This is a genomic window from Niastella sp. OAS944, from assembly GCA_024809215.1.
Taxonomy (GTDB): Bacteria; Bacteroidota; Bacteroidia; order Chitinophagales; family Chitinophagaceae; genus Niastella.
In genome coordinates this window covers 33,690-45,295 of record JANUBW010000002.1, presented here as the reverse complement: position 1 = coordinate 45,295, position 11,606 = coordinate 33,690, and the positions used below count along the sequence as shown (strand labels likewise).

Here is an 11,606-nt window from a genome sequence, read left to right as displayed (position 1 = left end):
ATTCAATTCTTTATGAAAAAGGTAATGATCATTGAAGACGACCCGGCCATTCTTGATGTATTGGGTATTTTATTTACACGTGCCGGGTATATTGTGGCTTCACATAAGAACGGGAATTTTATATTAAAGAATGCATTCGATATTCCCGACCTGTTCATTATAGATAACCAGTTATCGGGCATTGAGGGGATTGAAATATGTAAACACCTGCGGAAGCGACCTGAGACCATGGGCCTGCCCGTTATACTTTTATCGGCTTCGCCTTATTTGCAGCGGCAAGCCAGCGAGGCCGGCGCAAATGTATTTATGGAAAAACCATTTGCGAACAAGGAGCTGGTGCGTGTAGCCTCCACCCTGGTAGAAGCCGGTTAATTTTCAGGCGCTATATTGAATAACAGTTCTTTTAGGTTATTGATATGTGTTTCCAGTTCGCGGGCCTGGTCAGCATGCATTTCAGCCAGTGTGTGCATGTTCCTGCTCTCATCCTGCCGGGTTATTTTAACAAGCAGGTTCTTCCTTTCTTCCATCATGCGCAGGGCTACCCACAGGGTGCCGTTCAGTGCTTCAAATTGTTTTTTCAACAGGTCGTTCTGTGAAAAGGCATGGCCTATATGGCAGCGGTAACGCGTTTGATCTGCTTCTTTTATTTCCCACAGACCGCCACCGCAATCGGGGCAGGTATACACCGAATGGTTTCCCAGTTTACTAATTTCATCAATATTGGTGATGGAGTTTTCCATCAACCGGGTTTCGGCCTTAAGCTCGTACGGCACTTCTACGCCGGTTAATTTCTTCTCTGCAATGGTTTTCTGTATTGCTTGTCCCATAGCAGTAACTCCTAAGATGTGATCAACTACCGAGTTATCCAATACAGATTGTGGCATATCGGGGTAAGCCGCTTCGGCAGGGTTCTGTACCATACAGGTGCCGCCACATTTTTTTATGGCCTTCATGCACGAGGTGCCATCATCGAGCAGTCCGGTAAGAACAATGCCAATAGCCCTTTCGCTATAATGTACTGCTGCACTCCTGAACAACACATCAATAGAGGGCCGCCAGCGGTTCTCTGAAGGGCCTTTGCGCAGGTGCATGGCGCCGGCCGTAACAATTAAATGATGATCGGCCGGGGCTATGTATATATGCCCCGGTTCAATAGCCTGTGCATCAACTGCTGATGCGCAGTGCAGCGTGGTGCATTTTTGCAACCGGTTAACCAGAATGCTTTCGAGCCCATGCCGGGAAATATGCATTACTATAAAAAAAGCTGCATTAACATCCCGGGGCAATGATGCAATGAGTTTGCAAATTGCCTCCTGGCCACCAGCCGATGCACCAATAACAGTTATAAAAAAGGGCATGACTTGACTTGTGTTTAACAGGTTGAAACATTATGAGATTAAAAAATTATACCAACAGAAATATTTTTTTTTACGCTGTTCGAAGTTTTTATCTTTATATCACCTACGGTGTTCCTTTCTCCGTTTGTACATACATTTTTTCTTTAGTACCTATCAATCACTCCATTTTACGGGAGGGAAATTTCAGTTCATCTTTACTGTTTTAATGTACCACTTGCTTACTACAGATTGAATATTAACCTATAACCCGGGATCGGCCTGCAGAATACATGTAGGTGTTTTGTAATTGTTACATAAAGAAAGATGTGAAAATGACCGTTATTATGCAAAAAACGATCTTACTTATTGATGACGATGAGGAGGAGTTTTATATATTTAAACTTGCTTTAGACCTTGCAGCAATTAATTATCATTGCGTATGGGCCAGCGGGCTTGAACAGGCTACCCAGATGGTGAAAACATTGCGGCCCGATTTCATATTCATTGATATAAATATGCCCCGTTATGATGGCATTAACTGTTTAAAAAAGTTGAAAGAGATGGAGCAGATACGGCAGTCGACCTTTGTTATGTATTCAACTTATATCAGCGATGATGATCATGAGAAGGCGATGCAATTGGGCGCCGACCAATGTATACATAAACCTGAAAATATAAGAATCCTGTTGAAGCAGCTTGTAAGGTTATTTAATGATAAAACCCATTCTGCCTGATTGAACAGCGCCAAACCTGGCAACAGCATTTGCTTTTCTCAGATCTGTTGCAATTAGCCCGGTAAGTTTATTGTGCACTTCGGTAAATGATTGATGCTTCGTCCAGTCGAACGTATGATGTAATGAATGGTTCATAGGACCCCATCTATCCGGTTCCCCATCCATACTAATGATAATACTTGGTGTTCTTGTTGCAGCTGCAATGTGTGATACACCCGTACAATTTGAAATTAATAAATTGGCGTGTTTTATTAACGCAGCTACCACCCCAAGGCTTGTTTTGCCGGCAAGGTTAACCTGTTTATGTTGCATAAGGTTGGCCACATAATCCGTTATATAAGTTTCATCGGGAGTACCGGTAAGCACCACGCAATAACCGTGCTCGGCGCAATAATCGCCTAACGCGGCAAAATAACAGGGCGACCATTGGCGGTCGGTACTTCTTGAACCGGGATGTATTACCACATACGGTTCGTTATGTACAAAGGGAGCCACCTGTTGCAATTGGGCTTCTTCCTGTTCGGTAATGGGGAATTCCATTTGCAGGTCGTTAGCTGTAATACCGAGGTGCTGCATCAGTCGCAGGTGACGTTTTACTTCGTGTATTCCTTCGGGATATTCAGTAAACCACCAGTGGTTCATACGGCAATCTTTGCGGTGAAAACCTGCCAGCTGTTTGGGTTGTAGTTGTTGCAGCATTTCGTTCACTATAGTACCGTTGCCCTGCATTTGCAAAATGCAATCGAATTGCTCCTGTTGCATTTGTGAAACAAATTGCTGCCAGTTCTTTTCATCATAAGGTTGTTCGGGTAAACCGGGGTAACCGGGAAAAACAATAAGCCGGTTGATGTATTTATTATAGCGTTGTACAAAGGATGTTGCCCAGGGCAACCCTATGAGTGAAATGTCTGCTTTGGGGAATGCCTGCCGTAAAGCCCGCAAGGCGGGAACGGCGCATAACATATCGCCCAGTTGCAGGGCGCGAAAGATGGCGATCTTTGGCGTATCGGTTGTAAACTGCATCATATAAAAAAGGTCTTGAATTTTATGGCCCCGTATATAGTCCAATATACCGACAACAAGGGGATTACGGATGAGGTAAATGCTATCTCAGCTACATGTATCAAGCTCTTCGATGTTCGACGGAGCCTGATATATGTAAACCAACTGGTGAGCACTGCCCATATTATTATGCAAATGGTCATCAATGCTGTGGACCTGAATGAAAATATTATCGACAGCAGTAACATCAGGGTGATGGTATAATAATATCGTGGTGTTCGTTCCATTTTTGTTTTATTATACAACCAGGTGTGTTTCTTATATAGCAATGCATTGAACATGCCCTTTTTTTGCTCTTTGATACTAATACCCCAGGCGGCGGTACGAACGGGATGAACGATCACTGCTTCAGGTACTTTTATAATTGGTATATCCTTCTCGCTAAGGTCAAATTCCAACGCTGTGTCTTCGCGCCAGGCCATGGTGAAATCTTCATCGAGGCCGCCAATACTTTCCAGCGCTTTTTTGCTGCAGGCGCAATTGGCGGTTACAAAACGTGCCTCTTCCAATCGCCAGGTGTTCATTTCATAATCGGTGGGCACGCCTTGCAAAGGTACTTTGATTTTACCCGAAAAAGCAATGGCCGTATTGCGATATGGTGTATAGGCCAGCCAGTATTGATGCAGGCAATTGGGCGTTGGTAAAGTATCATCGTCGGTAAAAACTATCAACTCGCCCTGTGCCTTGCGCCACCCGGCATTACGAGCTGCCGCCGGTCCTTTTTTAACAGGTAATGAAATACAAGTTATAGTAACATTACCCATATACATATTAAGCCAGTGCTGAATGAACTGCAACGTTGGTTGATCGGGCCCGTCTGTAACAATGATGATCTCATAACGGTTGTCATCTATGTCCTGGTCAACCAGCGCATTTAAACACCGGTTTAATAAATGGGTTCGTTGCCAGGTGGGTATTACTACAGACATCTCGGGTTTCATGCAAAAGCATTTTTTTCAAGTAGGAATGAATTGATCACCAATGCATCAAATGGTGATGTAAAGAAACAGGCAATAGCATCTTTGGGTGAGCAAACAATAGGCTCGCCACGGGTATTGAATGATGTGTTTATCAATACCGGCACACCGGTAAGTTTATTGAACTCGTGTAAAAGATCATAATATAATTGATGTTGCTCTCTGTTCACCGTTTGAATACGGGCTGTGCCATCAACATGCCGAACGGCAGGAATTTTGTCGGCTTTGTCGGTATTAACGTTATATACAAATAACATAAAGGGCGAAACCGTTGCGTTTTCGAACCACTCACCGGCTTTGTCTTCCATAACCACCGGTGCTACCGGGCGAAAATCTTCCCGGTCCTTTATTTCATTCAGTTTATGTTGCATCTCTGCATCAATGGGTGAAGCCAGTATTGAACGGCTGCCCAATGCCCGCGGGCCAAATTCCATACGGCCCTGAAACCAGCCGATCACTTTGTTTTGCGCCAGGATGTTCGCTGTTTCTGCGGCCACATTGTGCAGCTTGCGGTAAGGCACCTTCATCCATTGCAATAATGTTTCTACCTCATCGTCGGAATAAGCAGGCCCCCAATAGGCATGTTGCATTTTTTGCATGGTGGCTGTTTTGCTGAACTTTCTATCTATCCACATGGCGGCCCCCAATGCAGTACCGGCGTCGCCGGCGGCAGGTTGTACCCAGATGTTTTTAAATGGCCCTTTATCGCGAATGACCGCATTTAACACACAATTCAATGCAACACCACCAGCCATACAAAGGTTCTCCGTTTTTGTTTGCCCGTATAACCATTCGACCAGTTGCAGTACGGTTTCTTCCAGTACTTTTTGTAAGGAATGTGCAATATCAAAAACGCGTTGTTCATACCCGCCGCCTCTTTGCCTTGCAGGGCCAAATATTTCCTCAGGCGAAAAATCATCTATGGTATAACAGCCGTTGGGTTGTACATGAATCAACGATCTGAACTGATGAACATAAACTGGTTTGCCATAAGAAGCAAGCGCCATTACCTTATATTCATCACTTGAATGCAGGAAACCCAGGTAAGTTGTCATTTTCTCATACAACATACCCAGCGAATGCGGCATACACACCTCCCCTATTTTTTCAAGTGAATTGCCTTCCCCTTTATAATAACTGGTGCTGGCCATTTCGCCGCGGCCATCGAGCGTCAAAACCGCCGCTTCCGAAAATGGCGAAGGGTAAAAGGCGCTGGCAGCATGCGCAATATGGTGTTCTGTAAAATGCCATTTATCCTGCTGCATGTTCCAACCGGCCAAACGCTTTTGCAAATGATGCGGATAACCATCGCGCAACTGATGCGGCGCCTCTTGTATATATGAAAGGAACAACTCATTTAACTTTTCGGCAAATACAGCATGTGGCTCATTGATGTTGCCTGCTGATAATAATGCAGGGTTAAATGAGTATGCAATATGATCTACGTCGTTTATTGTAATGCCTGCTTCCTGCAAACAATAATCAATGGCGTGAAAAGGTAATTCGTAAGCTGTGAACGGAATTGGTCTTTTTCCATGTTTTATATGTGTGAAGCGTTCATCTTCTGCGGCAGCGATCAATGCGCCGTCTTTTATAAGCGCAGCAGCCGAATCGTGGAAGGCTGCGTTAATTCCCAATGTATACATGTAACCGGTTTTTAGTAGTTGAACAATCGTGTTGCGATTGTATCAAATATCTTACCTCATTGTTTATTTCAATAATTCTATATAAACTGTAGACATTACTGCATATAAAAAATTGAATAACAGAGAAGCGCTTCTTTATTTCCCCAGTAACGCACGGCATTCTTTTTATGCATTTGGCATAAACAAGTTTCAATTTATTTTTTGTGTTATGACTTTTATGTTACGCAACCGGCTTAAAATATTTACCTGGCATATTCACGGCAGCTATTTGTTTTATCTTTCTCAATGTAATGTTGACATTTATATTCCCGTTAATGAAAAGAAGGATGAAGGCTATTATGGCCGCGGAAAAACATTTTTATTTAACGATAATGTAATAGAGGTCCCTGCTGATGAAGTGAAGCAACATTCATTTGATTGTATCCTTTTTCAATCGGAAAAGAATTTGCGCATTGACCAGTATGAAGTTTTGTCTGAGGAGCAACGTCAATTGCCGGCCATTTACCTTGAACATAATGCGCCCGAGCCGCATCCGGTTTACTCAGATCATCCGTTGTACGACCCTGAGGTAGTGCTGGTGCATGTTACGCATTATAACAAACTGATGTGGAAGAACAATGTTCCTCATGTTAAAGTGATACAGCATGGTATTCCCGAGCCTGCACATTTGTATACAGGAGATATAAACAAGGGAATTGTTGTGATCAATCATATTAAAGAAAGAGGCCGCATTACCGGTTGGGATATATTCGACCGGGTACGCGCTGAGGTGCCTATTGACCTTGCAGGTATGGGAACGGAGCAATACGGTGGCCTGGGCGAAGTGTTGTTTCCGCAGCTGAATGCATTCACTTCACGCTATCGTTTTTTATTCAACCCCATCAGGCATACCAGCTTTGGGCTGTCGGTTTGTGAAGCTATGATGGCGGGTATGCCCGTGGTATCGCTGGCCACAACAGAATATGCCAACCTGCTAGTGAACAAACAAAGTGCTTTTATAAACACTAATGTTGATGAGTTAATTGTTGGCATGAAAAAATTGTTAAGCGACCAGGCATTGGCCCGGGCCATGGGCCAACAGGCACGCGCAGTTGCATTGGAGCAATTCGGCATGGAACGGTTCACCCGCGAATGGGACGAGCTTTTTGAATTTGCAATCAATAAAAAAAATGTGAGTGTATGAATATGAAAAGAATTGCTTTTATCAGTGAACATGCCTCGCCATTGGCCTTGTTGGGTGGTGTAGACAATGGCGGACAAAACGTATACGTAGCCGAGTTGAGCATGCAGCTGGTGCGAAAGGGGTTTCAAATTGATATCTATACAAGAAGGGACTGTAGCACCACGCCGGAAGTTGTGGAATGGAAACCAGGTGTACGGGTGATACATGTAACGGCCGGTCCGCCTGAATATATACCCAAGGAACAGTTACTACAATATATGCAGGAGTTCACTTTTCATATGTTGTATTTTATGAGCCGCCATGAATTGTGGTATGATCTTATACATGCGCATTTCTTTATGTCGGCCCTGGTAGCGTCGAATATTAAGAAAGCGGCGGGTATTCCTTACGTGGTAACGTTTCATGCATTGGGTCTGGTGCGCAAGCTGCATCAAAAAACGGCCGATGGGTTTCCTCCTGAAAGAACAGTTATTGAAAAGCATATTGTAGAGGACGCCAATTTAATAATAGCCGAATGCCCGCAGGATAAAGAAGACCTGATGATGCATTATGGTGCCGATGCCGATCGTATTGCCATTGCGCCCTGTGGGTTCAATCCCAAAGAGTTTCACCCGGTAGATAAAGAAGCGGCGCGCGATTTTCTGCGTATTTCGCAGCGCGATAAAGTGATACTGCAACTGGGCCGTATGGTGCCCCGCAAAGGTGTTGATAATGTTATAAGGGCCATGGAGTATGCCTGCAGCTCGGTTAACAGGTTAAGATTGCTGGTAGTGGGCGGCGAATCAGATTCGCCCGATCCGGCGCAAACCCCCGAAATAGGCCGCCTGCAGCAAATAGCGAGGGATTGTAATATAAGTAATAGCGTAATATTCACCGGCCGCAAAGCCCGGTCGGTTTTAAAATACTACTATGCAGCTGCCGATGTGTTCATTTCCACACCATGGTACGAGCCGTTTGGTATAACCCCGTTGGAGTCAATGGCCTGCGGAACGCCGGTGATCGGGTCAAATGTAGGTGGTATTAAATACAGCGTTGTTGATGAACGTACCGGTTTTTTGGTGCCGCCGCATGAACCCGATGTGCTGGCTAACAGGATCATTCAATTATTAAAAGATAATGCACTGCATCAAACCATGAGCAGGAATGCTGTTAAACATGTGCGCAACAATTTTACCTGGAGTAAAGTAGCATCTCAAATACAAAAGATCTATAACACCGTATTGACCGGTGAGCAAAAGCCGGCGAAACAACCTGTAAAGCAGCTGATAACAGATCATGCAGCCCTTTTGAATATAATGAATCTGCTGCCCGCCTTTAAAAGCTCTATAGTATGAAAAAGGCCGTATTTATAGATAAAGATGGCACCCTTATCAAAAACATTCCCTATAACGTCAATACAGAACTGATAGAATTTGAAGAAAATGCAATAGCGGCCCTGCGATTGTTGCAGGATTGCGGCTATCAGTTGATCCTCATCAGCAATCAGCCTGGTGTAGCGCTTGGTTATTTTGCCGAAGATGAAGTAAAACAGGTATTCCAGTACATACAGGACAAACTGCACCAACAGGGCGTGATACTGGATGGGTATTATTACTGTCCGCACGATGTGCAGGGCGTTCGGTTATCGTATTCAAAAGCCTGTTATTGCCGCAAGCCCATGCCCGGTATGTTGCTGCGGGCCGCCATGGAACATGATATTGATCTGGAGCTTTCGTGGATGATAGGCGATATACTGAATGACACCGAAGCGGGCATTCGGGCGGGGTGCAGAACTATTTTATTGAACAATGGCAATGAAACGGAATGGGTGTTGAACGCCAACAGGCAGCCTTCCTATACCTGTAACAACTGGAAAGATGCTGCCGGGATTATTGCCCAATATGCTAAAGAAACTATTCGTGTGGAACAATTGTAAAAAGATATTATGTATACGGGCCGATAATATGGGCGACCTGGTAATGACAACACCGGCATTAAAGGCATTGAAAGAAACCTTTCTGTGTCATATAACCGTGCTTACCTCAACCATGGCGCAACATATTACCGGCTTTATTCCTGTTATAGATGAAACGATCATCTGCGACCTGCCCTGGGTAAAAGCGAATGCTGCAACAACAGGCGCCGGGTTGATGGAACTGGCGAATGAACTACGCAGTTATAATTTTGATGCTGCCATTATTTTTACGGTGTACAGTCAAAGCGCTTTGCCGGCTGCCATGCTTGCCATGTTGGCCGGCATTCCTAAACGGCTGGCCTATTGCCGCGAAAACCCGTACGATCTGCTTACGCACTGGTTGCCCGATAAAGAACCATACACTTTTGTACAACACCAGGTACAGCGCGACCTTAACCTGGTGGCTGTTACCGGCGCCAATACACAAGATGAAAGTTTGCTTGTAACCGTCAACGAAAATGACCGTTACAGCACGCATCACAAACTGCGACAGAGTGGCATTGAGCCAGGCAGGGATTATATTCTTTTTCACCCCGGGGTTAGTGAAGAAAAAAGAAAATACCCTGTGGAGCGGTGGATTGAATTGGGGAAACTGGTGGCCAATACGGGTTTGCCCATATTGCTTACCGGTACTGCTAAAGAAAGCGGGCTTACCGGGCCCATTGCAACCGGTATAGGCGATAATGCAGTTGATATGGCGGGCCGCCTTACTACTGGCGAGTTTATTGCATTAACAGATGGGGCGGCGGGTATTGTATCGGTAAACACCGCTACCATTCATATTGCTGCGGCAAGGCAAACACCGGTTATTGTATTATATGCACTGACAAATCCGCAGCATACACCGTGGAAGGTGAATGGGAAAATATTCCCGTACAATGTGGCTGAAGAGCTGCAAAGTAAAAATGAAATAATAACGTACGCACGCAAACACCGCATGGTGCAGCATGAAGCACTACCCCAGCCTGCAGATATTGCGAACGCATTGGAAAATTTATTACGCAATAGATCTTCCAATAAATATATTGCCCCCAATACCCTGATACTGTAATATGAAGTAAGAAGTAGGAAATACGAAGTAGGAAGTAGGAAGTTCGGGAGTTTTCATACCTCCTACTTCTTACTTCGGAATATTAGAAAGAGAGAATATAATTTTCAGTACTCAGTAACTTAATCAGTATCAAAATGTTTTATCATGGCATGGAGGCCTGAACCTACATTAACAGATAAGCAAGTGAACCGCGCTATGCGGCTGGTGATTGGTGATGGACTGGCATCGGAAGCTATGACCACACTTACCAGCGGCACCTTTTTAGTGGCCATGCTTGTTTTGTTGAATGCAAATAACTTTCAAATAGGGCTGCTGGCCGGTTTACCCACCTTTACCAATGTATTTCAGCTACTGTCGGTTTGGCTGGTGCGCCGTTTTAACAACCGGCGGGCCATTGTGGTAATCTGTTCTTTCTTAGCGCGAACACCCCTCATCATCATCGGGGTGCTTATACTGGTCTTTAAAAGCATACCCGTTGAAAGTATTGTGTTCATTCTTTTCTTTCATTATTTCTTTGGCTCTATTGCAGGGCCCTGCTGGAATGCGTGGATGAAAGACCTGATACCCGAAAAAGCCTTAGGCACTTATTTCTCAAAGCGAACCAGTTACACCACGTTATTAAATATCTTATTAGGACTGGCCGCAGCCTTTTTGGTTGATTACACAAAAAATAACCGTATAACGGCAGAAATAAATATATATGCCTGTTTATTTATTGGCGGTGGCATAGCCGGAATCATAAGCGCTTTGTGCCTGTCGAACACTTCAGAACCATTGGGCAAAGTTACCACTGGTAATATACTTACCGTGCTGCAACGCCCGTTGCGCGATCGTAATTTCAGAAAATTACTGGTGTTTAACTCAGCCTGGGTATTTGCGCTGAATATTGCCACGCCGTTTTTTGTGGTGTTTATGATGAAGAAGATGGGACTGTCAATATCATGGATCATTGCACTCACCATCACAAGCCAGATCTGTAGTATATTAACCGTACGCATGTGGGGGCGTTTTGCCGATCGGTATAGCAATAAGACCATTATTGGTATTTGTGCGCCGTTGTATATTCTTGTACTTATAGGCTGGTGTTACGTAGGTATTTACACCAAGGAATATCTTAATATTTTTTTACTGTTTGTAATACATGCCGGCACCGGTATTGCCAATGCAGGCATCAATCTGTCGTTAACCAATATTAGTTTGAAGTTATCGCCGGCCGAAGAATCGGTAGTATACCTTTCTACCAAAAACATTATAACAGCGCTGTTCTCTTTTATAGCGCCATTGATTGGTGGTTATATGGCCGATTATTTTAGTTCCCGCTCTTTATTGGTAGATGCGCAGTGGCAGAGCCCGCACTGGCATAAGGTCATTCATTTACTCGATTTGCATGAATTTAAATTCCTGTTCCTGATTGCGGCCGGGCTTGCCTTTATTGCTGCTGAGTTATTGCTTGCCGTAAAGGAAACCGGCGAAGTGGCAAAGAATGTAGTAAGGCGTATGATGCGCACCAGCATCAGGAACAATTTGAAAGAATATTTTCTTATTGGGCAGCTGATAGATCTGCACGATGCGTTTAGGAATTTGATCAGAAGGCGGGGAAAAGAAACCACGGAGAAGATTGGGCATCCACCTACGGAAAGCTTACCTAATTAAAATTCCCAA

The 11,606-nt window shown here is 44.4% G+C and carries 11 protein-coding genes; 7 read left to right on the top strand and 4 right to left on the bottom strand.

Annotated features, from left to right (window positions below; all coding sequences use genetic code 11):
- Positions 1-12 precede the first annotated feature (12 nt).
- Positions 13-372: a response regulator transcription factor gene (locus GGD38_RS10785; protein ID WP_375300854.1), complete on the top strand. Its 360-nt coding sequence runs from the start codon at positions 13-15 to the stop codon at positions 370-372.
- Here GGD38_RS10785 and GGD38_RS10780 read toward each other — a convergent pair.
- Positions 369-1,358: a chemotaxis protein CheB gene (locus GGD38_RS10780; RefSeq protein WP_375300855.1), complete on the bottom strand. Its 990-nt coding sequence runs from the start codon at positions 1,356-1,358 to the stop codon at positions 369-371. The two genes, GGD38_RS10785 and GGD38_RS10780, sit on opposite strands and share 4 nt — an antisense overlap.
- 323 nt (positions 1,359-1,681) lie before the next feature.
- On the opposite strand from GGD38_RS10780, the gene GGD38_RS10775 reads away from it, so the two are divergent.
- Complete coding sequence (locus tag GGD38_RS10775; protein ID WP_375300856.1) at positions 1,682-2,071, top strand: response regulator; 390 nt, start codon at positions 1,682-1,684, stop codon at positions 2,069-2,071.
- Here GGD38_RS10775 and GGD38_RS10770 read toward each other — a convergent pair.
- Genes GGD38_RS10770 through GGD38_RS10760 form a run of 3 tightly spaced genes read right to left on the bottom strand, consistent with a single transcriptional unit; the run spans position 2,042 to position 5,756 of the window.
- The gene (locus tag GGD38_RS10770; RefSeq protein WP_375300857.1) at positions 2,042-3,097 is read right to left on the bottom strand and encodes a glycosyltransferase family 9 protein; all 1,056 of its coding nucleotides are present in this window, start codon (positions 3,095-3,097) and stop codon (positions 2,042-2,044) included. The two genes, GGD38_RS10775 and GGD38_RS10770, sit on opposite strands and share 30 nt — an antisense overlap.
- Entirely contained in the window at positions 3,094-4,074 is a 981-nt protein-coding gene (locus GGD38_RS10765; protein WP_375300858.1) for a glycosyltransferase family 2 protein, read from the bottom strand. The genes GGD38_RS10770 and GGD38_RS10765 overlap by 4 nt, the downstream gene beginning before the upstream one ends.
- Entirely contained in the window at positions 4,071-5,756 is a 1,686-nt protein-coding gene (locus GGD38_RS10760; protein WP_375300859.1) for a carbamoyltransferase, read from the bottom strand. The genes GGD38_RS10765 and GGD38_RS10760 overlap by 4 nt, the downstream gene beginning before the upstream one ends.
- A 208-nt stretch (positions 5,757-5,964) precedes the next feature.
- On the opposite strand from GGD38_RS10760, the gene GGD38_RS10755 reads away from it, so the two are divergent.
- From GGD38_RS10755 to GGD38_RS10735, 5 genes are all read left to right on the top strand, one after another.
- Complete coding sequence (locus tag GGD38_RS10755; RefSeq protein ID WP_375300860.1) at positions 5,965-6,939, top strand: glycosyltransferase; 975 nt, start codon at positions 5,965-5,967, stop codon at positions 6,937-6,939.
- Positions 6,936-8,273, top strand: a complete 1,338-nt coding sequence (locus GGD38_RS10750) for a glycosyltransferase family 4 protein (protein WP_375300861.1) — start codon at positions 6,936-6,938, stop codon at positions 8,271-8,273. Before GGD38_RS10755 ends, GGD38_RS10750 begins: the two co-directional genes overlap by 4 nt.
- The gene (locus tag GGD38_RS10745; RefSeq protein ID WP_375300862.1) at positions 8,270-8,854 is read left to right on the top strand and encodes a D-glycero-alpha-D-manno-heptose-1,7-bisphosphate 7-phosphatase; all 585 of its coding nucleotides are present in this window, start codon (positions 8,270-8,272) and stop codon (positions 8,852-8,854) included. Before GGD38_RS10750 ends, GGD38_RS10745 begins: the two co-directional genes overlap by 4 nt.
- On the top strand, positions 8,820-9,944 hold the full coding sequence (locus GGD38_RS10740) for a glycosyltransferase family 9 protein (protein WP_375300863.1): 1,125 nt from the start codon (positions 8,820-8,822) through the stop codon (positions 9,942-9,944). The genes GGD38_RS10745 and GGD38_RS10740 overlap by 35 nt, the downstream gene beginning before the upstream one ends.
- Positions 9,945-10,088: 144 nt before the next feature.
- The gene (locus GGD38_RS10735; protein WP_375300864.1) at positions 10,089-11,597 is read left to right on the top strand and encodes an MFS transporter; all 1,509 of its coding nucleotides are present in this window, start codon (positions 10,089-10,091) and stop codon (positions 11,595-11,597) included.
- The last annotated feature ends 9 nt before the right edge of the window (positions 11,598-11,606 follow it).